At 69.7% G+C, this 21011-nt stretch carries 15 protein-coding genes; 9 read left to right on the top strand and 6 right to left on the bottom strand.

Annotated elements, in window-relative coordinates; translation table 11 throughout:
• Window positions 1-35: 35 nt before the first annotated feature.
• Window positions 36-782 carry a copper homeostasis protein CutC gene (locus tag BXA11_RS34480; RefSeq protein ID WP_030511844.1) on the top strand — a complete coding sequence of 249 codons (747 nt, stop codon included), beginning with the start codon at window positions 36-38 and terminating at the stop codon, window positions 780-782.
• A gap of 66 nt (window positions 783-848) precedes the next feature.
• On the top strand, window positions 849-1592 hold the full coding sequence (locus tag BXA11_RS34475; protein WP_076441358.1) for an alpha/beta hydrolase: 744 nt from the start codon (window positions 849-851) through the stop codon (window positions 1590-1592).
• Here BXA11_RS34475 and BXA11_RS34470 read toward each other — a convergent pair.
• Together BXA11_RS34470 and BXA11_RS34465 are read right to left on the bottom strand one after the other, a co-directional pair.
• On the bottom strand, window positions 1579-3738 hold the full coding sequence (locus BXA11_RS34470) for an MMPL family transporter (RefSeq protein WP_159454892.1): 2160 nt from the start codon (window positions 3736-3738) through the stop codon (window positions 1579-1581). The two genes, BXA11_RS34475 and BXA11_RS34470, sit on opposite strands and share 14 nt — an antisense overlap.
• A gap of 13 nt (window positions 3739-3751) precedes the next feature.
• The gene (locus BXA11_RS34465) at window positions 3752-4153 is read right to left on the bottom strand and encodes a hypothetical protein (RefSeq protein ID WP_076441354.1); all 402 of its coding nucleotides are present in this window, start codon (window positions 4151-4153) and stop codon (window positions 3752-3754) included.
• Between the two features lie 220 nt (window positions 4154-4373).
• On the opposite strand from BXA11_RS34465, the gene BXA11_RS34460 reads away from it, so the two are divergent.
• Complete coding sequence (locus BXA11_RS34460; protein ID WP_076441352.1) at window positions 4374-8417, top strand: ThuA domain-containing protein; 4044 nt, start codon at window positions 4374-4376, stop codon at window positions 8415-8417.
• A gap of 89 nt (window positions 8418-8506) precedes the next feature.
• On the top strand, window positions 8507-9148 hold the full coding sequence (locus BXA11_RS34455) for a hypothetical protein (RefSeq protein WP_030511849.1): 642 nt from the start codon (window positions 8507-8509) through the stop codon (window positions 9146-9148).
• A 91-nt stretch (window positions 9149-9239) separates the two neighbouring features.
• Here the strand turns inward: BXA11_RS34455 and BXA11_RS34450 are convergent, their stop codons facing one another.
• Window positions 9240-10403 (bottom strand): ROK family protein, encoded by a 1164-nt coding sequence (locus BXA11_RS34450; protein WP_076441350.1) that lies wholly within the window; start codon window positions 10401-10403, stop codon window positions 9240-9242.
• 278 nt (window positions 10404-10681) lie between these two features.
• Here BXA11_RS34450 and BXA11_RS34445 point away from each other — a divergent pair, with 278 nt between their 5' ends.
• Genes BXA11_RS34445 through BXA11_RS34425 form a run of 5 tightly spaced genes read left to right on the top strand, consistent with a single transcriptional unit; the run spans window position 10682 to window position 16115 of the window.
• On the top strand, window positions 10682-12127 hold the full coding sequence (locus tag BXA11_RS34445; RefSeq protein ID WP_076441348.1) for a sugar ABC transporter ATP-binding protein: 1446 nt from the start codon (window positions 10682-10684) through the stop codon (window positions 12125-12127).
• On the top strand, window positions 12124-13122 hold the full coding sequence (locus BXA11_RS34440; RefSeq protein ID WP_076441346.1) for an ABC transporter permease: 999 nt from the start codon (window positions 12124-12126) through the stop codon (window positions 13120-13122). The genes BXA11_RS34445 and BXA11_RS34440 overlap by 4 nt, the downstream gene beginning before the upstream one ends.
• Window positions 13119-14060, top strand: coding sequence for an ABC transporter permease (locus tag BXA11_RS34435; RefSeq protein ID WP_051762642.1), 942 nt, complete (start codon window positions 13119-13121; stop codon window positions 14058-14060). The genes BXA11_RS34440 and BXA11_RS34435 overlap by 4 nt, the downstream gene beginning before the upstream one ends.
• A complete protein-coding gene (locus BXA11_RS34430; RefSeq protein ID WP_076441344.1) occupies window positions 14047-15279 on the top strand; it encodes a substrate-binding domain-containing protein in 1233 nt (410 codons plus the stop codon). Before BXA11_RS34435 ends, BXA11_RS34430 begins: the two co-directional genes overlap by 14 nt.
• Before the next feature lie 17 nt (window positions 15280-15296).
• Window positions 15297-16115: a sugar phosphate isomerase/epimerase family protein gene (locus BXA11_RS34425; protein WP_239105301.1), complete on the top strand. Its 819-nt coding sequence runs from the start codon at window positions 15297-15299 to the stop codon at window positions 16113-16115.
• Window positions 16116-16209: 94 nt separating this feature from the next.
• Here BXA11_RS34425 and BXA11_RS45055 read toward each other — a convergent pair whose 3' ends face one another.
• The 3 genes from BXA11_RS45055 to BXA11_RS34410 all read right to left on the bottom strand — a co-directional run bounded on the left by BXA11_RS45055 (window position 16210) and on the right by BXA11_RS34410 (window position 21005).
• Window positions 16210-17604, bottom strand: coding sequence for a lectin (locus tag BXA11_RS45055; RefSeq protein ID WP_076441340.1), 1395 nt, complete (start codon window positions 17602-17604; stop codon window positions 16210-16212).
• A 252-nt stretch (window positions 17605-17856) separates the two neighbouring features.
• Entirely contained in the window at window positions 17857-19524 is a 1668-nt protein-coding gene (locus BXA11_RS34415; protein WP_076441338.1) for an MBL fold metallo-hydrolase, read from the bottom strand.
• Window positions 19521-21005: an MFS transporter gene (locus BXA11_RS34410; RefSeq protein ID WP_076441336.1), complete on the bottom strand. Its 1485-nt coding sequence runs from the start codon at window positions 21003-21005 to the stop codon at window positions 19521-19523. The genes BXA11_RS34415 and BXA11_RS34410 overlap by 4 nt, the downstream gene beginning before the upstream one ends.
• Between the last annotated feature and the right edge of the window lie 6 nt (window positions 21006-21011).

Below are 21011 nucleotides of genomic sequence, written 5' to 3'. Positions count from 1 at the left end.
CTGTTTTCTGAGCGGCAGCTTTCCGAGGGGGAGACATGAGCCTGACGTACGAGATCTGCATCGACAGCACGGCCGGGGCGCTGGCCGCCGAGCGCGCGGGCGCGCACCGCGTGGAGCTGTGCTCCGCGCTCTTCGAGGGCGGCCTGACGCCCACCCTGGGCACGGTCGAGGCCACGCTGGCGGCGGTGTCGGCGATCCGGGTCCACGTGATCATCCGGCCGCGCGGCGGCGACTTCGTCTACGACGAGCACGAGGTCGCGGCCATGGTCCGCGACGTGGCGGCGGTGCGGGACGCCGGGGCGCAGGGCGTCGTGATCGGCGTGCTCACTCCGGCGGGGGAGGTGGACACCGAGGTGGCCAAGCGGCTGATCGACGCCGCCGGCGGGCTCTCGGTCACCTTCCACCGGGCCTTCGACATGACGGCCGACCCGTTCGCCGCGCTGGAGACGCTGGCCGGCCTGGGAATCGACCGGGTGCTCACCTCCGGCCAGGACAGCTCGGCCCTGGAGGGCGCGCCGCTGATCGCCGAACTGGTGCGGCGGGCGGGCGACCGGCTGGTCGTCATGCCGGGAGGCGGCATCACCCCGCGCAACGTGAGCCGGGTGGTCGAGGCGACCGGGGCCAGGGAGGTCCACTTCGCCGCCCTGGTCGACGAGCCCAGCCCGGCCGTCCACCGCAACCCGTATCCCTTCATGGGCGGCGAGCTGCGCCAGCCCGAGTACGTCCGCCGGGTCACCTCGCCCGCGCTGGTCGCGGAGGTGATCGCCGCGGCGCGCGGCTGAAGCCGGGCCTTATCCGCGGTGACCCGCGGGCAGGAGGGGTAGACCCTGGGCGGGGGGGTGAGGCCGATGGGCACGCCGGAGCGGAGCCGGCCCCATCCGGGGCCCGAGGAGGGCGTGCGGCACGGCCGGTTGTCCGCCCGCCCCGTGGCCCTCGCACGGACGGCGTCCTCTCCCGAGCCGGGGGTGCACCGCCTGGACGGGCGCGCCCTGTTGTCCGTACCGCCCGCCCGGGCGGCCGGGCCGCTACCGCTCGCCGTCGTGCTGCACGGCGCGGGCGGCACGGCGGAGCAGGCGCTGGAGTGGTTGCTCCCGCAGGCGTCGGATCCCGGCGTGCTGCTGCTCGCGCCGCAGGCCGTCTCCGCCACCTGGGACGTCATCGTCGGCGGTTACGGCGCGGACGTCTCCAGGATCGACGCCGCGCTGGAGGAGGCGTTCTCCCGCACGGCCGTCGCCGTCGGCGAGGTGGCCGTGGCCGGGTTCTCCGACGGCGCCTCCTACGCGCTGTCGCTGGGACTGGCCAACGGCGACCTGTTCCGGGCCGTGCTCGCGTTCTCCCCGGGGTTCATGGCGCCGATGATCCGGCACGGCCGACCCCGGATCTTCGTCTCGCACGGCGTCTCCGACCGCGTGCTGCCGATCGACGAATGCAGCAGGCGCCTCGTGCCCGAGCTGAGGGAGAGCGGTTACGAGGTGACGTACGAGGAGTTCCGCGGCGGGCACCAGGTGCCGCCGCAGACCGCCGCCGCGGCCGTGCGCTGGTGGATCTCGCAGCGCCTGGGTCACGGCACCGGCGACGTCAGTCCGGGGTAGCGGTCTGCTTGAACGGCCACCAGTTCCGCTCGCCGAGCATCGTCGCGAGAGCGGGGACGAGCAGGGCCCGGACGAGGAAGGTGTCGGCGAGCAGGCCCAGGGTGACCACAAAGCCGATCTGAAACAGCGCCTCCATCGGAATCACCATCAAAGTGGCGAAGGTGGCGGCGAGCACGAGGCCGGCGGAGGTGATCACGCCACCGGTCCGCTCAAGGGCCTCCGTCACCGCACGGCGGGTTTCGTGCTGCCGACGCCGCTCGCTGATCCGGCTGAGGAGAAACACGTTGTAGTCGACGCCCAGGGCGACGAGGAAGATGAACGCGTATATCGGCAGATTCGGGTCCGAGGCCGGCTGGCCCAGGAGGTGGGTGAAGATGAGGGAGCCGACGCCGAGGGCGAAGCCGAAGGAGAGGATCACGGTCGCGATCACGTAGAGCGGCATCACCACCGCGCGCAGGAGCACAGCGAGGACGACGAGGATCAGGGCAAGGCTGACCGGGACGATCAGCCTGGTGTCACGGCCGAGTGCCTGGCGGGCATCGTAGTTTTCGGCCACGGTCCCGCCGATCAGGACGGTCTGGCCGCCGGCCGCGCGCTCGGCGACCTCGCGCAGCGCCGGGACGGCGTCGGTGGACTGCTCCGAGAACGGATCCATCCGCAGGTCCGCGTCGAAGATGAGCATCGGGGAGTCGTCGTCCACGTTGACCGACCTCGCCACCGCGTGCATGTCGGCGACCGGTGTGTGCGTGCCTTCGGTGAGAGCGCTCTGGACCTTCCCGCCTACCTCGGCGGCCACGACGATGCGAAGCGGTGCCGACCGGCCGGGGATGAAATGGTCGCGGATCACCTGCTGGCCGCGGACCGAGTCCGGCGCCTCGCGGAAGGACTCGGAGAAGTCGAGCGCCGGACGCGCGCCGAGGCCGGCCAGCGCGCCCGCAGCGAGGACGGCGGTGACCGCCGCGGCGATCACTCCCGGGCGTGCGTGAACGAGGCCCGCGACGCGCCCCCAGAACGTGACCGCGGCTGCGGACTCGGGCTCGAGGCGGGGAACCGCGGGCCAGAACGCCCGTCGCCCGAGGGCGATGAGCACCGCGGGCAGGAGCGTCAGGCCGGCACAGACCATGATCGCGACACCGAGGGCGAGGATCGGGCCCATCTCACGTGTGGCGTTGAAGTCGGCAAGGGCGAGGACCATCATCGTGCCGGCGACGATTGCTCCGGCGGAGAGAATCGCTGGGGCGGTGCGCTGGGCGGCGGCGACCATCGCCTCCTCGGCGTCCCGCGTCCGGCGCAGCTCGTCGCGAAACCGCGCCACGATCAGCAGACAGTAGTCGGTGCCCGCACCGAACATCAGCACGACCAGGATCGAGGTCGTCTGGCCGCTGACCTCGGTGAGGCCGGCGGCGACAAGGCCGTAGGCGAGGCCGGAGGTGACCAGATAGGCGAGGGCGACGACGGCCAGCGGCACCAGAGCGACCAGCGGCGAGCGGTAGGTCACGAGCAGCAGGAGCAGCAGTACGGCGACAGTGACCGCCAAAAGGGTTCCGTTGATCCCTCCGAGCGCGGCTTGCCGATCGGCCTCGAAGCCGGCACGGCCGGTCACGAAGGCCCTCAATCCGCTCTCGTCGCCGGTGGCCGGCGGGACCACCTCGCGGATCGCCGCGACCGCCTGCTCGACGTCGGGCGTCGAGTCATCGGTCATCAGGACCGTGCTCAGGATGACGGTGTCGTCGGGTGAGGTGAGCAGCGAACCGCCCGAGCTCATGTCGAGCGGATCGGTCTCGCCGCACGCGCGTTGGTACGGGGTGGCGACCATCGTCAAGTTCGGGATCGCGCCGGACCGGCACAGCGCGAGGGCGTCGGTGTCGGCGCGCCGTCCGTCGTCCGCGGTGATCCCGCTCTCGCGGAAGTAGGCGATCACCGCCGCCGTCTCGCTGCCGCGCCGGAACCGCTCGTCGATGATCCGCTTGACCGCCGCCGACTCCGATCCCCGGACGAGGAAGGTCTCGCTCTCGTCGGCGGCACGCTCGCTGAGTTTGGCTTGTAGCGGCACCGCGAGCATCGCGAGCGCGAGCCACACGGCGATCACGACCCACCGTGACCGCCGGCCGGCGGCGATCACGGAAGCCCTGGTGAGAAGTCGCATCGGGTCGCCGACCTTAGAGACCGCCACCGACCCCCTCTATTTGGCTGACGACGCCATGCGCGATGTAGACGTAGATCCTCGTCGGGTCGATCTCTATCGGCACGGGCCGGCTCTTGTCGTCTTCGCGCGAAACGATGATCTCGCAGTTGTGACGGGCCGCCTTCTCGCGCGCCTCAGCGAGCTCCAAGCCGAGCAGCTCCGCCGTATCGAAGGCGTTCTTCGCGGGCCTGTACTGGTCGAGCCCGTTCTGCTCGGTCTCCACCATCGGGCATTGAAGCGCGGTCAGGTCGCGCCCCTTGGCCGTCGCCTCCCCGGAATCGTCGCTGCATCCCGCCAGAGCCAGTGCTCCGACGGTGATCGACACTGTGGCCGCAGCGACGCTGAGAAGCCGCCGGTGAACCCTCTGACCGCTCATAGCGGGGACGCTAACTGACGAAACCGTCTGGATCAAGACAACTAACGCTCTTGACGAAGGAATCTACGGCTGATCGGCCGTCAACTTTTTGGATTTCGAGGCGAAAGTTCTTGACACATGGACAAAAGGTGCAGACGCTACGTCTGAACCTCGGGCGGTCGAACCATATTGCTCCGGCCGCGGGGCTGTCGCCGCCGCATTGGGAGAGGAAGTGAGTGGTATGCGGAACGCCGCGCTGCCCGCGCGGAGTGTGAGGCGTTCTCTGATCGCGCTGACTACGGTCGCTCTCGGGGCTCAGATACTCACCCCGGCGACCACTGCCCAAGCGAAGAGCACCCCCCAGGCTGCTGCTGCCCCTGCGACGAGCACCGGGCTGGCCAACAATGGTTTCCTTGCGGCTCCTGCCAAGGCGGAGGACGGCAAGAGAATCCTCATCTATACCGGCACGACCGGATACCGGCACGCCGATGGGATCGACAACGGGCGCCCAGTGGTGCAGGCCGCTCTCGAGGCCGAGGGCTACGAGGTCGACTGGGAGGATTGCGACAACAACGGTGGCGGCGCGAACAACTGCGACAACCCGAACAAGAATCCCCGGATCTTCACCGACGAGAACCTGGCCCAATACAACGCGATCCTGTTCCTGAACTCATCGTGGTCGTGGGCCGGCGGCGGCCGGCCCGGACCGCTCCTCAACCAGGCCCAGCGCGATGCGTTGATCCGCTTCACCCAGAACAGCGGCGGGATCGCGGCCGTGCACAACATGACCGACGCCGGCGCCGGCGTCTCCGTGTGGGACTGGTGGGACGGCGGGCCGGACAGCCTCATCGGCACGACGATGACCGCCCACTCGAACGGGTCGGCCACCGGCAACGCCGCGACCGTCCAGGTCGCCGACCACAACCACCTCTCCACCAAAGACCTGCCCGACACCTACCAGATCGCCGACGAGCACTACAACTTCGTCCGCAGCGTCCGGGGCACCCACCACGTGCTCGAGACCTTCGACGAGCGCACCTACAACACCGGCAGCCAGAAGATGGGCCAGGACCACCCCACGACGTGGTGCAAGCTCTACGACGGCGACAGGGTCAAGGACGGCACCACCACCCCGCGGTCCTACAACGACGGACGGAGCTGGGTGACCTCGCAGGGCCACTTCGGCGTGCGTTACAGCGAGAACGGCGGCGACAACCCGCTGGTCAAGCAGATCGTCGGAGGGGTGCGCTGGGTCGCCGGCGAGGGCGACAAGACCGACTGCTCGGGCACCGTCTGGTCGAACTTCACCCGCACGACCCTGGTCGACAACGCGAACGGCCCGATGGCTCTCGACGTGGCGTCGGACGGCAAGCTCTACTGGACCGAGATCGGCCCCACGACGGGCTACCAGTCCCAGGGCTACGTGAAGATGCACGATCCGAACGGCCCGCCGAACAACTCGACCACGGTCGCGACGATCCCGACGCGCGCCGACCACGGCAACTCCGAGGACGGCGTGCTGGGGATGAGCCTGGAGCCGGGCTTCGACCTGTCGAAACCGGACAAGCGCGACATCTACGTCTACTACTCCCCGCGCAACCCCGACTGGCCGACCACGGGCAACCAGCAGACGGTCGGCTACAACCTGATCAGCCGCTTCACGTTGAACGAGGCCGGCACCGCGTTCGAGCCCGCACAAGCAGGCGGAGCCGGTGACCCGGCACATCCCTACGATGAGCGGCAGATCCTGCGCGTGCCCAAGGCGAAGATCTCGGGCAACCCCTCAGGCTTCCCGGGCGGCCCCACCGACAACGGCCCCGGCCATGTCGGCGGCGCGAGCCTGGTGTTCGACTCCGAGGGCAACCTCTACCTCGGCGTCGGCGACGACACCTCCCCGAACGCGCCCGGCCACAACGGCTACCCGCCGATGGACCATCGCGCCTCCGAGCGCTGGGACGCGCGCAAGACGGCGGCCAACACCGCCGACCTGCGCGGCAAGGTCCTGCGCATCAAACCGATCGAGGACATTCCGCCTCCGACCTCAGGGAGCGCCCCCGACCCCGGCCTGGACAAGACCTACACGGTCCCGAAGGGCAACATGTTCCCGCCGGGGACCCCGAAGACCCGGCCGGAGATCTATGCCATGGGCTTCCGGCAGCCCTTCACGGTGCACACCGACCCCGCCCACCCGGGCACGGTCGTCGTCGGCGAGTACTGCCACGACAACTCGGTGGACCAGGCCAACCGTGCCCCGGCCGGCACCTGTGAGTGGGATCTGGTCGACGGGCCCGGCTTCCAGGGCTGGCCGTTCTGCGTCGGCGACAACTCGAAGACCAACACCACGTGGCGCTGGAACTACGAGACCAACTCCTCGACCGGCCAGCAGTACGACTGCACGCTCGACAAGATCCCGGCCGACCTCGCCTGGGCTCCGCCGGGCGGCACGAGCTCGCAACCCACATTCCAGGGCCTCGATGAAATCCCAGGCCCCGCGAAACCGGCGACGATCTGGCGCAAGTACCCCAACAACCCGGGCGGTCAGGATCCGTTGGCTTTCGGCGACCTGGGCCCCGGGGGCATGCAGCCGGTCACCGGCCCGGTCTACCGATACAAGGACAGCTACGGTCCCGGCGCCTTCCCGCCCTACTACGACGGCTCGTGGCTGATCACCAACCGCGGTGCAGACAACGGGTTCTGGAAGGAGGTCCGCCTGCGGGAGGACAACAACCAGATGCTCCGGGTCAACGACTGGCTGCCGGTCAACCACTTCGGCACGCCGAACAGCAGCTTCGTGATCCCGACCAGGTTCGGGCCCGACGGCGCCCTCTACATGGGGCGCTGGACCTTCGGCTGCTGCCGCAGCCAGGTCAACTCCACAATGAAGATGGAGCTGGTCAAGATCGAGTTCAAGCCCTCGACCACGTGCGCCGAGGACACTCAGGCACCGATGGTGTCGCACCAGATCGAGGGCCGGGCCCACCCCAGCCAGCAGAACACCTACATCGACTCGGCCACCCTCAAGCTCAACGCCAACGATGTCGGCTGTGCCGGGGTGGAAAAGGTGGAGTATCGCGTCAACGGCGGAGAGTGGACCGCCTACGACGCGCCGGTCCCGTTCAAGAACCCGGGGAAGTACACGGTCGACTACCGGGCCACCGATTACTCCGGTAACGCCTCCGCCCCGCAGAGCGCCGTCTTCACGGTGGCCGACGGCGGCAAGACGCTCCCCACGACGTGCGACATCTACGCCATGGGCACGGGGTGGAGTCCCGGCAACTGCGAGATCGCTCTCGGTGGCACCATCACCTGGCACTTCAACGCGGATGCGGGGATGCCACACGATGTCTGGCTCGTGCCGCCCGGCGGCAATCCGGACCCGAACGGCGGCGACATCTTCGAGGTCACCAAGGGCCCTGTCTCGCCGGGAGGTCCGTCGGTCTCCTACACCTTGAACAAGGAAGGGACCTGGACGGTCATCTGCAGGCTCCACTCCGGCTTCGACGGCAAGAAGTGGGCGGGCATGGTCACGACGATCACGGTCGGAGGAGGGGCCGCGGGTGTGTACACCATCTCTCCCAAGCACAGCGGCAAGTACGTCGCGCCGCAGAACGCCTCCACCGCCAACGACGCCAAGATCGTTCAGATGAGTGCGACGGAGGGCGGCGAGCAGCAGTGGGAGGCCATTCCCTTCACCGCGGGCGCCTACCAGCTCAAGAACGTCAAGAGCGGCAAGTGCCTTGACGTGCCGACCGGCTCGACCGCGACGGGCACCCAGCTCGTCCAGTACTCCTGCCATCCCGACGGAAATACCGACCAGGTCAACCAGAGGTTCTATCTCATCCCGTCCGGAGACGCCTACCAGATCAGTTCGGCGGTGAGCGGCCTGTGCCTCGACATCAACGGCAGGTCCCAGGCCGACGGCGCCGCGTTGATCCAGTGGACCTGCAGCAATGACGACAACCAGCGGTTCGGCTTCACCCCGGTTTCCTCTCCCAGCGTTCCGCTGACCGTGACCGCCTCGTCCCGCTGCGTGGGCACGTCGGCGTACGTGGCGGTGACGGCGGTCAACGACGGCGACGCGCCGGCGAGCGTGACGTTGTCGACCCCGTACGGCTCGACGACCGTGGCCGACGTGGCCCCGGGCAAGCAGGCGTACCAGTCCTTCAACGCGCGTGCCGGGCAGATCGGCGCGGGCAAGGCGACTGTCAAGGGGACCGCGACGATCGACGGCAAGCAGGTCACCTCGACCTACGACGCCGCCTACAACGCGATCAGCTGCGCCTGACCGCCGCACTGAAAGCACTGACCGGGGCCGGCCGGACGATTGGCCGGCCGGCCCCGCACCCCATGCCTCCCAAAAGATGGAGTCATCACGTGAAGACCAAGAGAACCACCCGGATACTGGCTGTGTCGGTGCTCGGCCTGGCGCTTTCGGGTGTGGTCGGTCCCGCGATGGCGGCCGACGGACCCGGCGACGGCTCCGGCGACGGCATCGACGTGTCGGTGAACATCGAGCCCACCACCACGCCCGGTCAGCTGTCGATGACGGTCGCCGACAACAGCGGGGTGTCCCTCGCCGAGAACGGCTCGGACGCCGCCGCCCGCCAGTTCACCGGCACCCTGCCGACGGTCACGGTGTCCGACACCCGCAACCCCGAGGACATCCCCGATGGGGAGTACTGGGCGGTCGTCGGCCAGGCCGGCCAGTTCACCGCGGCCGACGACCCGTCCAAGACCATCGGCCCCGAATACCTCGGCTGGAAGCCGCGCCTGCTGACCGACTCCTCAACCGGGGCGGTGTCGGCCGGTGAGCCGGTCTCCAGTGTCATCTCCGACGGCAGCGACGCTCCCGCCGTGGGTCTGGAGGGCCAGGAGCTGCTCGTGTCGATCGCGAACTCCGCGGACGAGATCGGCACTTCGGAGGTCAACGCCGATCTGGCCCTGCGCACTCCGGTCGACGTCGCCGCCGGTGAGTATCACTCGACGCTGACGCTGTCGCTGTTCAACCAGTCCTGAGCCGGCGGCGGGACCGGAAAGGAAACGGGCCACCCCTTTCTCGCCGTAGGGGTGGCCCAATATTCATAGAAGACCCTTGATTCGGCGGAAGTTATGTGGAAACCGACCGATCGACGGTCTTGGGATCCAGGATGCGCTCTATGACCATGACAGCGGCGCCGGTAACGCCCGCCCGGTCACCGAGCTCGCTGGCACGGATGCTGAGACTCTGGGTGGCCAGTGGCAACGAGCGGCCGTAGACCATTTCGCGGACGCCCGCCAAAAGGTGATCGCCCGCTTCGACCAGGTCGCCGCCGATCACGATCATTGTGGGGTTGAAGAAGTTGACGATCGAGGCGAGCGCGCTGCCGACCTCTCTGCCGCCCTGCCGGACAAGGCGGATGGCCAGGGGATTGCCTTCCTTGGTAAGGCGGACGACATCCCGGCCGTCGGCGACATCAAGCCCCGCGTCGCGGAGGCGGGCGACCAGAGCCGCGCCGCCGGCCACGGCCTCCAGGCAGCCGATGTAGCCGCAGCGGCACTGCACCTGGTCGATGGTGGGTATGCGAATGTGGCCGATATCCCCTGCAGCCCCTCGGGCGCCGCGATGCAGCCGGCGTCCGGCGATGATGCCACAGCCGATGCCGGTGCCCGCCTTGACGAAGATCAGATGCTCGACCTCGGGGTGGACGGCCCAGTGCTCGCCCAGCGCCATGATGTTCACGTCGTTGTCGACGAGCACCGGAACGCCGAGCCGCTCGCCGAGCCAGCCGGGTACGGGGAAGCCGTCCCAGCCCGGCATGATCGGTGGGTTGACCGCCGTGCCGCTTTCGTGGTCCACGGGGCCGGGGAGGCCGACGCCGACTCCGCAGACGTCCGACGCCGGGTGACCGCACTCGGCGAGCAATTCGCGGAAGGTGTCGAGAACCCAGCTCAGCGTCGGCTCAGGTCCGCGGTCGATGGGCAGGTCGGCGGCACGTTCTGCCAGGACCGCTCCACCGAGGTCGCTGGCGGCGATCCTGGCGTGGGTGACGCCGAGGTCGGCGGCGAGCACCACGCGGGCCTCACGGTTGAAGGAGAAGGCGGTGGCGGGCCTGCCGCCCGATGGAGTCGTGTCCTCGGCGGGCAGGATCAAGCGCTGGTGCAGCAGAGCGTCAATCCGCTGGGACACCGCGCTTCTTGACAGACCAGTGAGCTGGACCAGCTCAGCGCGGGTACGCGCTCGCCCGTCACGCAGGATCGAGAGCAGTGATCCCGCTCCGGTCCCGCCGGGCATGCCCTGAGCCACTGGCACTCCTTACTACTCGACGTTTCCTTATGTTTTACCCTACGCGTCTTTTGCTTGACCAAAGTCATAAGTCATGTATACGCTCGCGGCGATATGTAGCGGCGCACCTAAAGTTCTGACAAGCAGACGGGGTGCCGGGTCGGGAGCGAGTTTATGACCTGTATTAACGGCGTGCCCGAGCCGAGAATCCAGAGAGCCCCGGGTGACCACGCCACGCGAATCCGCGGGGCTTTTCTGTCTTCCGTTCCCGCGGCGGAGTAGGCCCGATGCTGACCATGACGGGCATCGGCAAGAGCTTCTTCGGCGTGCGGGTGTTATCCGGCGTCGACCTCGCGGTCGTGCCGGGCGAGGTCCACGCGATTGTGGGGGAGAACGGAGCGGGCAAGTCCACGCTCATGAAGATCCTCGCCGGAGTGCACGCACACGACGAGGGAACGATCGAGATCGACGGCCGGCGCGTATCGTTCGGCCATCCGCTGGAGGCCCAGCGCGCCGGCGTGGCGATCATCTACCAGGAGTTCAATCTGCTGCCCGAGCGGACCGTGTCCGAGAACGTCTTCCTCGGCAGGGAACCGATACGGCGCGGCTTGGTCGACCGGACCGCGATGGACACCGCGACCGCCCGGCTGCTCGCCGAGCTGGGTGAGGACTCCTTCGGCCCCCGGCAGCTGGTCAAGCGCCTGTCGGTCGCTCAGCAGCAGGTCGTGGAGATCGTCAAGGCGCTGTCGCTCGATGCCCGGATCGTCGTGATGGACGAGCCCACCGCCGCGCTCGCCGAGCACGAGGTCGAACTGCTCTACCGGCTGGTGCGGCGCTTGCAGGAGCGAGGCATCGCCGTGCTCTACATCTCTCACCGGCTGCGCGAGGTGTTCGACCTCAGCGATCACGTGACGGTCATCAAGGACGGCAGGCTGGTCACCACGGTCGCCACCGAGGACGTCACCTCCGAGGATCTGGTCCGCCTCATGGTCGGGCGCGATCTGAACGGGTACTTCCCGCCACGCTCCACCTCGGTCGGGGAGACACGGCTCCAGGTCACCGGCGGCGGCAACGACCGGCTGCACGACATCGACCTGAAGCTGAACGCGGGAGAGATCGTCGGCATCGCCGGGCTTCAGGGATCCGGCCGATCGGAGCTGGCCAAGGCCCTGTTCGGTGCCGAGCCGTTCACCCGGGGCGAGATGACGCCGGTGCGCCCGCGCTCGGTCCGCGAGGGAATCCGTGCCGGAGTCGGCCTGGTGACCGAGGACCGCAAGAGCGAGGGCCTGGCCCTGCGCCAGTCCGTGCGCGACAACGCCCTTCTCGTGACCCGCGCGATGGGCCGTGGTGCTCGCCGCAGCGGGGTGCGGGAACTGCTGGAACGTGTACGGCTCACGCCGCCCCGCGAGGAGCAGGAGGTTCGCTATCTGTCCGGCGGCAATCAGCAGAAGGTCGTGCTCGCCAAGTGGATGACCGTCGCCCCGAAGGTGCTCCTGTTCGACGAGCCCACCCGTGGGGTCGACGTGGGCGCCAAGGCGGCCATCCACGACCTGATGCGCGAGCTGGCCGAAGACGGCGTCGCGATCATGATGATCTCCTCCGAGCTGCCCGAGCTGATCGGCATGAGCGACCGCATCGTCGTGCTCCGGGAGGGCCGCATCGCGGGCACCCTTCCCGCAGGATCCTCAGAGGAGGCCGTCATGAGCCTGGCCGCGGGTGAGGTGTCCTCATGACCCAGAACGTGCTCGCTGATGGCAGGGCCAGGTTCGGGGCGCTGGTGAACCCCACGAGTGTCGTCTTCCTGGCACTGGCCGGCGTGATCCTCGTGGGCTGGGCGCTGGTAGCCGTGGACGGTGGCCAGTTCCTCACGATGGAGACCGTCGTCGGGGTGCAGCAGCGCTCGGCGGCGCTCGGCATCGTCGCGGTAGGCCAGACGCTGGCCATCCTGGCGGGATCCCTCGACCTGTCGGTCGCCTATCTGATCAGCCTCGCCTCGCTGGTCGCGGCGGTGACCATGGCGGGCCAGGACTCCAACATCGTGCTCGCGGTCGGCGCCGTCATGGGAGTGAGCGCACTGGTCGGGCTGGTCAACGGTCTGATGATCAGCAAGTTGCGCGTGCACGCGTTCATCGCCACACTCGGCATCTCACTGATCATCAAGGGAATCCTGGGCGACCTCTACGACGGCCCGGCCGGCCGGGTGCCGGAGTCCTTCCAGCACCTCGGCTACGACCGGTTGGGCCCCGTGCCCGTCTCGGCGTTGCTCTGGGCCGCGGTCGCACTCGTCGCCTGGTTCCTGCTCAGACGGACCAAATACGGCTACCGGGTGTACGCCGTCGGCGGTGACGTCGAGGTCGCCAGGTTGTCCGGCATCCGCACCGACCGGGTGATCATCATCACGCACGTGCTGTGTTCGCTCTGTGCCGGCATCGCGGGACTGCTGCTGGCCAGCAGGCTCGGCGCCGGAGCCCCGACCGTGGGCACCGACGGTGGATACGACCTCGAGTCCATCGCCGCCGTCGTCCTCGGCGGCGCCGCGCTGGCCGGGGGCAGAGGCGGAGTCGCGGGCACCGTGGGCGGCGTGCTGCTGCTCGCCGTCCTGGACAGCGTGTTCAACCAGCTGGAAGTGAACTCCTTCTTCAAGGACGTCGTGCGGGGCGTGGTGATCGTCGTCGCCGTTGCCGTTTACGCCCGGCGTACGGGCCTGATCGGAAGGAGGCGGACGTGAAGCGTGCGCTGCCGATTCTCGCGGTGCTGGCGGTGCTGCTGGCCGCCATCGCGATCGTCAACCCGTTCTTCCTCGAGCCCGCCGGGTTCCTCTCCTTCGTCAGGCGCGCCGCGCCCCTGGTCATCCTCGCCGCCGGGCAGTACCTGGTGATCGTCTCCGGAGAGTTCGACCTGTCGGTCGGATCGCTGGTCACCGTCGAGGTGGTCGTCGCCGCCCGCTTGATCGACGGGGACGAGGCGGCGACCTGGCCGGTGCTGGCCCTGCTGATCGTTCTCGGCCTGTTCGTCGGTCTGGTCAACGGTGCGGTGACGACCCTCCTGCGCGTGCCGTCGTTCATCACCACGCTCGGCATGATGCTCGTGCTGTCCGGCGCGGTCTTCCTGTGGACGGGCGGCGCACCGCGCGGCGCGCTCTCCCAAGCCTTCCGCATGTTCGGCAGGCAGACCGGATGGGCTGTGCTCACCCTCGTGGTCGTCGCCGTCGCGGCCGTGTTGCTGATGCGGGCGAACTTCGGCAGGACACTCATCGCCATCGGCGACAACGAGCGCGCGGCCGCCCTGTCCGGCGTACGGGTAACCCGGGTGAGGCTCATCGCCTTCACCCTCTCGGGCGTGTCCGCCGCAGTGGCCGGAATCCTGCTCGGCGGGTTCGCCGGAGTGTCCGCTCAGGTCGGCCAGGGACTGGAGTTCCAGGCAATCACCGCGGTCGTCCTGGGCGGCGTCGTCCTGGGCGGCGGTCGCGGCACGGTCATCGCCGCGATGGCCGGGGCGCTCACCCTGGAGGCCCTGTTCACCCTGCTCAACCTGTACGGCGTCTCTGGGGCGCTGAAGTTCACCGTGCAGGGCGTCGTCCTCATCGCCGCCGTAGCGGCCGGAGCCATCCGTCTTCCCTTCCTCGATGCCCCGAAAGTAAAAGGAGACGCCCATGCGGTTTCATAGACCGCTCATCCTCGCCGCCGCGGCTCTGACGGTGTTCGCCGTCGGCGGCTGTACCAGCGACAAGCCCAGCACCACCACAGCCGCCGACGCGGGCGCCGGCACGGCGCCGCCCGCGGCCGCTTCGACGGCGCCGGCCTCGGGAACCGGTGAGCAGTCCAAGTTCTTCGTCCAGGCCGACTACGACGCTCAGCTCGCGATGCGCTCGCAGACGGCGGAGGGACCGGCGGACAAGCCCTGGGAGCAGGCCATCGCGCCGCAGATGGTGTCCACCGCCGAGTACAAGAAGAAGGACGGGCCGTACCACCTGTGCTTCTCCAACGCGGCGGTCGACAATCCCTGGCGGCAGGTCGGCTGGAAGACCATGCAGGCCGAGGTGGCGTTGCACAAGGAGATTTCCGAGCTCACCGCCCTCGACGCCGAGGGCAAGGACGACAAGCAGATCTCTGACATCGCCGAGCTGCAGGCCAAGGGCTGCGATGCGTTGATCGTCTCGCCCAACACCACGGCGACGCTCACTCCAGCCGTCAAGGGCGCCTGCGGCAAGGTCCCGGTCATCGTCTTCGACCGGGGCGTGGAGACCGACTGCCCGGTGACGTTCATCAAGCCGATCGGCGGCTACGCGTTCGGTGCCGACGCGGCCGAGTTCCTCGTGGAGAAGGTGCCGGCGGGCGGGAAGATTCTGGCGCTGCGCATCAGCCCTGGGGTGGATGTGCTGGAGACCCGCTGGTCGGCGGCGAAGGCCGCCTTCGACTCCAGCGGCCTCCAGGTCGTCGGTGTGGAGTTCACCGACGGCGACGCGGCCAAGGCCAAGGGCATCGTCAACGACTACATCCAGCGGTACGGCAAGCTCGACGGCGTCTGGATGGACTCGGGAGCCACCTCCGTGGCCGTCGCTGAGGCGTTCGAGGACGCCGGCGTGCCCGTCCCGCCGATGACCGGTGAGGACCAGCAGGACTTCCTGCGTAAGTGGAAGGACGACGGTCTTACCGCCGTCGCTCCCACGTACCCCACCTACCAGTGGCGCACACCGATCATCGCCGCCTTGAAGATCCTCAAGGGGGAGGAGGTGCCGAAGGTGTGGAACCTTCCGCAGCCCAAGATCACGGCGGAGACCCTCGACCGGTACCTGCAGCCGAACATGCCGCCGCTGCACTACGCGCTGTGCGGCTGTGAGGGCATGCCGGGATTCCCCGAGAAGTGGGGCGGTAAGAAGGGGTGAGCGCGTTCCCTCTCGGAGTGAACACGTGGGTGTGGGTGTCGCCGCTGAGGGACGACGACCTCGCGTCCCTGGTGCCCCGGGTCGCGGCCTGGGGGTTCGACGTCATCGAGCTGCCGGTGGAGCGGCCCGGCGACTGGGATCCTCACAAGGCCGCGGCGCTGCTGGCCGAGCACGGGCTGAAGGCATCGGTGGTGCTGGTCATGCCGCCGGGGCGGGAGCTCGTGGCGGCCACGGCCGAGGTCGTCGAGGAGACCCAGGACTACCTGCGGCACTGCGTGGACGTGGCGGCGGCCGTGGGCTCTCCGGTGATCGGCGGGCCCGCCTACGCCTCCGTCGGCAGGACCTGGCGGATGTCGAACGACGAGCGCCGGGCGATCTACACCGAGCTGCGGAACAACCTGGAACCCGTGGTCGACTACGCCGGCGAGCGCGGTGTGGCGATCGCGGTCGAGCCGCTCAACCGCTACGAGACCAGTCTGCTCAACACCGTTGAGCAGGCTCTCGAGGCATTGCCCGGCGGATGCGGCCTGGCGCTCGACGTCTATCACATGAACATCGAGGAGAAGGATCCGGCGCGAGCCGTACGCGCCGCGGCGGGCCGGATCGCGCACGTGCAGGTCTGCGGAACGGATCGGGGCACACCAGGCGCCGACCGCTTCGACTGGCCCGCCTTCACCCAGGCCCTGGATGAAGCGGGCTATGCGGGCCCCCTCGTTATCGAATCCTTCACCGCCCACAACCAGACGATCGCCACCGCGGCCTCCATCTGGCGGCCGCTCGCACCAAGCCAGGACTCCCTCGCCGTGGACGGCCTGGCCTTCCTCAGGTCGCTGTAGCCGGCCCCGCGGTTCCCCGCCAGTGGCGGGGAACCGCGGGAGCCCATCGACTACTGCGGCAGGCGGTTCGTCCCGCAGCTGTGGCTGGGGAGCCTCAGGCCCGGGTCCACCGCTGGTTCGCGCCGCCGTTGCAGGTCCACAGCTGCACCTTGGCGCCGTTGGTCGTCTGGTTGCCGTTCACGTCCAGGCACAGGCCGGACTGGACGCCGACGACGGTGCCGGTGGAGTTGACCGTCCACTTCTGGTTGTCGCCGCCGTTGCAGTCCCAGATGCCCACCGTCGCGCCCGCCGTGGTCCGCTGGTCGAACACGTCCAGGCACTTCGTCCCGCCGAACGTGCGCAGCTCGCCCGAGGAGGTGAGGGACCACTTCTGGTTCGCGCCGCCGTTGCAGTCGTAGATCTGCACGGTCGAGCCGTTGGTCGCGGCGCCGCCGGCGACGTCGAGGCAGCGCCCGGACTGGGCGCCGACGAGCGTGAAGTTCTGCGGGGCCTGTGGGGCCGCCCAAGTGCCGGTCGCCGTGTCGATGGTCCAGGAGTCGTAGAACGCGTTCATGGAGGCGGTGGAGCCGCTGATCGTGAGCGGCAGCCACACGGGCGTCGAGCTGTTGAGGTCGTTCGGGTTCCACCGGTCGCCGACGTAGAGGTACGTGGTGCCCGACGAACCCGACACCGGCACGACGGAGGAGGTCTGGGAGTCGAACGTGCGGCTGCCGGAGGGGGCGAACGTGGTGAATCCGCTCCACGGCCCGGACAGGGAGGTCGCGGTGGCGTAGGCGTTGTCGTTGGTGGACCAGCCGGTCAGGTGCGAGGCGAACAGGAAGTATCGTCCGTTCACCTTGACCATCGCCGGAGACTCCAGGTCGGCGAGCACCGCCGTCGTGCTCACCGCCTGGGTGTAGTCGGCGGAGAGCCGGTCGACGCGCAGGCCGTGGCTGCGGTCCTCGGTCAGCAGGTAGGCCGTGCCGTCGTCGTCCTTGAACAGGCCCAGATCCCGGCTCTCGAATCCCAGCGGCCGCGAGGAGCCGCGGTAGGTGTACGGCCCGCACGGCGTCGGGCTGGTGGCCACGCCCGCCCGCGCGTCGCTGTAGGAGGAGTTGTCGATGTGCACCCACATCACGTACTGGCCGGTCGCCGAGTTGTAGATCACCTTCGGCCGTTCCACGATGCGCCCCGCGGCGAGGTCGCCGCTGCCCTGCCGGCTCAGCGCGTTGCCCACCCGGGTCCAGGTGGCCAGGTCCGTTGAGGAGTAGCAGGCGACCGCCGTGAACGTGGCGCCGGCGCTCTTGTCCTCGCCGACCATGTAGTACGTCGAGCCGACCTTGAAGAACCCGGCGCCGTGCGCCTGCAGCCGGTTGCCCGCCGTGTCGTACCACAGGACGCCGGGGTGGAGCGTCGCGGCGGCGGCGAACCCCGGGGCGGGCGCGAACAGCCCGGCGATCATCAGGATGGTCGTGCCGAGCGCCGTGAACCACGCGCGGATGCGTCTCATGGGTGCCTCACCTGGGGGATGGACGGGCGGGCGGGGCCGTGGGCAGAGCCAGGCGAAGCGCCGGGCGTCACGTGGCCGCGGGGGACGGAGTGCCGATCTTCGGCCTCGGGGCTCCCCGGACCTTAGACACGATCCGGGGACGCGATCAAGACCCGGCCCGCCCGTCTGCCGTCCCGTACGCGATGACCTCGGCCCCGGCCGCCCTCCGGGGCCGGAAGAGCCGAAACTTTCACGAGGCGGCGTCGCGACCCGTCAGCCGGCCGGGTCCAGTTCGAGCCCGGCGAGTGAGGCGTAGTGCATGAACTTGAACGGGTTGAGCAGCTGGTTCCGCGCGACCATCGACTCCAGCAGGCTCTGCCGCAGGCCGGCGAGCTCGGGAGCGCCGGCGTGGCTGAGCAGGCCCAGGTCGACGACGTGCAGGGCCAGCGGATGCTCGCCGCGTCGTGCGAGCTCGAGCCCCGCGGTGACGAAGGCCGCCGCGCTCCGGCCGCCCAGCAGGTCCAGCGCGGCCGACAGCTCGGCGGAGGTGAAGCGCTCGACGCCCTCGCCGCTTCTGTGCCAGTAGCCGGTCCGCCCGCGGTGCACCCGCTGGATGAAGGTGTCGCGGGTGACCAGGTAGGGCATCACCGCGGCGGGGTGGTCCCGGAGAACGTCCGGCAGGTGGTTGAGCCGCAGGATCTCGGCGAGCGTCAGACCGTCCGAGATCCCGGCCATAGTGATCCGCTCCAGGTCGCGCAGTGCGGCCAGCAGTCCGGGGAAGGCCTCGACGGGGTAGTTCTCGGTCAGCGCCGGGTGCCCGTGGATCAGCGTGCGCGGCCGCAGGTCCATGACGACCCGCATGGCGTCGAACAGGCCCTGCGCGGAGCCCTCCGCGACGGTCGGCGAGCCGAGATAGGGCATGCACATGTCGCCGACGAAGGCCACGCCCAGATCCGGGAGGTGGACGACCAGCCCGTCCTCGGTCTCTCCTCCGGCGATCGGGATGAGCGTGAAGTCCACGCCGCCGACGGTCAGCTTCTCCACGGCGTCCACCAGCCGGCCGGGGACGACGTGGGCCTGGCGGCCGTGGCCGCGCGGAAGGTAGTAGCCCAGCGGCGGCGGGCCGGAGTTCTGGATCGCGAGCTCGCGGGGGAAGTTCGCCTGGGCGATCACCGTGGCGCCGTCGGCCGTGAGGGCGTCGAGGCCGCCGACATGGTCCAGATGGGCATGAGTGAGGATCACGTGCGTGACGGGCAGCTCGGTGATCTCGCGGAGCGCGCCGAGTGCCGCGGCCGCGTGCTCGGGCGTGCTGGCGGCGTCGACGGCGACCACCCCGGTGCCAGTGACGACGAAGCCGACGTCGGCGAAGTCGTAGCCCTGCGCCACGTGGACCCCCTGTGCGTGCTCGACCAGGCGCGGGGGGACGAAACGGAACCCGTCCTCGGGATTCGCCCAGTAGCCGGTGATCAGGTGACCGGCCCGGCCGCGTGCCCGCGCGGCGTCCTCGGCGCGTCCGAGCAGGTCGTACGCGCGTGCCAGCGCCGCGTGGACGGGCCGCATGAAGCCCGGCGGGAACTGCTCCTTGACCATGAGGACGAACTCCAGATCCGCGACCACGGTCTCCGCGCGGCCCGCGCACCCGGGCAGGCCGGCGAGGGAGATCCCGCGGTAGTAGTGGGGGAGCCCGAGGTCCAGCGTGGTGGCGGCGTCGAGCTTGGCGATCGCCGCCTCGGCCTGGCCGTCCAACCGGGACTGGAAGGCGCCGGCGAGCGCCAGCAGGAGACCGTCGCGCGGCGTCCGGGACGACAGTTCCGCGAAGAACCCGAAACCCTCCGCGTCGAGCCCGGCGGCCGTGAACTGGCTCGCCAGCACGATCCTGGTGCGCCGGTCGGCGTTCGGCCACGTGGCGACCTGGGAGAGCGCCGCGATCTCTTCGTTCATGCCTCTTCTCCGATCTGGTCGCGCTGCCGGTGCGCCGGATGCCGGTCGGCGCCGCCGGGGCGCCGGATGAATACGAGGGCGAGGGCGGCGCCGGCCGCCGCGGCGATCATGAACCAGCGGACGTCGTCGTGAGCGCCGATCACGGTCGCCGCCGTCGGGGTGCCGAAGACGGCGACGAAGGCGGCGACGCCGAGGGCCGAACCGATCTGACGGAACATGGTCTGCGCGCCGATTCCGGTGGCCAGCGTCTGCGGCGCCAGAGTGGCGGTCGCCGCGATCGTGAACGCGGGCAGGGCGAGGCCCACTCCGCCGCCGCCGACGAGCATGGCGGGGAAGAAGAGCGACCAGTAGGCGGGCTCCGCACCGATGAACGCGACCCACATCCCCGATCCGATCCCGAACAACAGGGCGCCCGCACCGCCTACGAGGCCGGGGCCGACGCGCTGCGCGAGCCTACCGGCGAACGGCGCGCACACGGCGGCCGCGACGGGGCCGGGGGTCAGGGCCAGCCCGGCCCGCAGGATCGAGTAGTGCCAGGTCCCCGTGAGGAAGAGCACGTTGGCGAGCAGCATCGCCGAGAACGCGGCCGAGAACAGGGCCGCTGACAGGGCGGACAGCGCGAACGCCGGGACGCGCACGATGCTCAGTTCCAGGACCGGAGCGCGGTGCCGCCGGGAGCGCGCGGCGAACACGGCCGCGAGCACGACGGCGGCGGCGAAACAGCCGATCACCCGTGCGTCCCAGTTCCACGCGTGCCCCTGGACGAGGCCGAGGGTGGCGAGGGAGACGGCGGCGATCAGGACGAGGGTCCCGAGACCGTCGGGCAGGGGCGGACGGGCGGGGTCGCGGATCTCGGGCAGCACGCGGTACGCGCCGGCGAGCACGATCGCGGTCAGGGGGACGTTGACGATGAAGATCCAGTGCCAGCTCACCTGGGTGAGTAGCCCGCCCAGTGACGGACCCGAGGCGGCGCCGACCGCGCCCAAGGCGGACCAGACGCCGATCGCGGCCGCCCGGCTCCGCGGTGGGATGGAGGGCAGCAGAAGGCCGAGCGAGGCCGGGGTGATCGCGGCGGCTCCGGCCCCCTGCAGGATGCGGGCGGCGATGAGGAACCCGAGGGACGGCGACGCCGCGCACAGCGCCGAGCCCAGGCCGAACGCGAACAACCCGGCGATGAAGACCCGCCGCCGTCCGACGACGTCGCCGAGTTTGCCCGCGGGCACGAGCAGCGCGGCGAAGACGATCGCGTAGGCGTTCAGGACCCAGGACACCCCGGCCACGGTGGAGTCCGTGAAGTCGGCCTGGATGGCCGGAACGGCGATGTTGACGATGAACACGTCGAGCGTGGAAACGAATACGGCCAGCGCCAGCACAGCGAAGACGGCACGCGGGTCACCCGCGCCCTGCGGAGGAGTGAAGGGGGGCGGGCCTGGGGACGCGCTCGCGCCCGCGGCGGCCGCCCGCCTTTCGAGATTGGTCATGACGCA

Source organism: Microbispora rosea, assembly GCF_900156315.1.
GTDB lineage: Bacteria > Actinomycetota > Actinomycetes > Streptosporangiales > Streptosporangiaceae > Microbispora > Microbispora rosea.
This window is presented reverse-complemented; position numbering and strand designations above follow the sequence as displayed.

Excerpts from the sequence above, each read along its gene's own strand:
- BXA11_RS34450 (WP_076441350.1), bottom strand. The coding sequence starts at position 10,403 with ATGCCCGGCGGGACCGGAGCGGGATCACTGCTCTCGATCCTGCGTGAC.
- BXA11_RS34480 (WP_030511844.1), top strand. The coding sequence starts at position 36 with ATGAGCCTGACGTACGAGATCTGCATCGACAGCACGGCCGGGGCGCTG.
- BXA11_RS45055 (WP_076441340.1), bottom strand. The coding sequence starts at position 17,604 with ATGAGACGCATCCGCGCGTGGTTCACGGCGCTCGGCACGACCATCCTG.
- BXA11_RS34475 (WP_076441358.1), top strand. The coding sequence starts at position 849 with ATGGGCACGCCGGAGCGGAGCCGGCCCCATCCGGGGCCCGAGGAGGGC.
- BXA11_RS34470 (WP_159454892.1), bottom strand. The coding sequence starts at position 3,738 with ATGCGACTTCTCACCAGGGCTTCCGTGATCGCCGCCGGCCGGCGGTCA.
- BXA11_RS34440 (WP_076441346.1), top strand. The coding sequence starts at position 12,124 with ATGACCCAGAACGTGCTCGCTGATGGCAGGGCCAGGTTCGGGGCGCTG.
- BXA11_RS34445 (WP_076441348.1), top strand. The coding sequence starts at position 10,682 with ATGCTGACCATGACGGGCATCGGCAAGAGCTTCTTCGGCGTGCGGGTG.
- BXA11_RS34415 (WP_076441338.1), bottom strand. The coding sequence starts at position 19,524 with ATGAACGAAGAGATCGCGGCGCTCTCCCAGGTCGCCACGTGGCCGAAC.
- BXA11_RS34465 (WP_076441354.1), bottom strand. The coding sequence starts at position 4,153 with ATGAGCGGTCAGAGGGTTCACCGGCGGCTTCTCAGCGTCGCTGCGGCC.
- BXA11_RS34410 (WP_076441336.1), bottom strand. The coding sequence starts at position 21,005 with ATGACCAATCTCGAAAGGCGGGCGGCCGCCGCGGGCGCGAGCGCGTCC.
- BXA11_RS34430 (WP_076441344.1), top strand. The coding sequence starts at position 14,047 with ATGCGGTTTCATAGACCGCTCATCCTCGCCGCCGCGGCTCTGACGGTG.
- BXA11_RS34460 (WP_076441352.1), top strand. The coding sequence starts at position 4,374 with ATGCGGAACGCCGCGCTGCCCGCGCGGAGTGTGAGGCGTTCTCTGATC.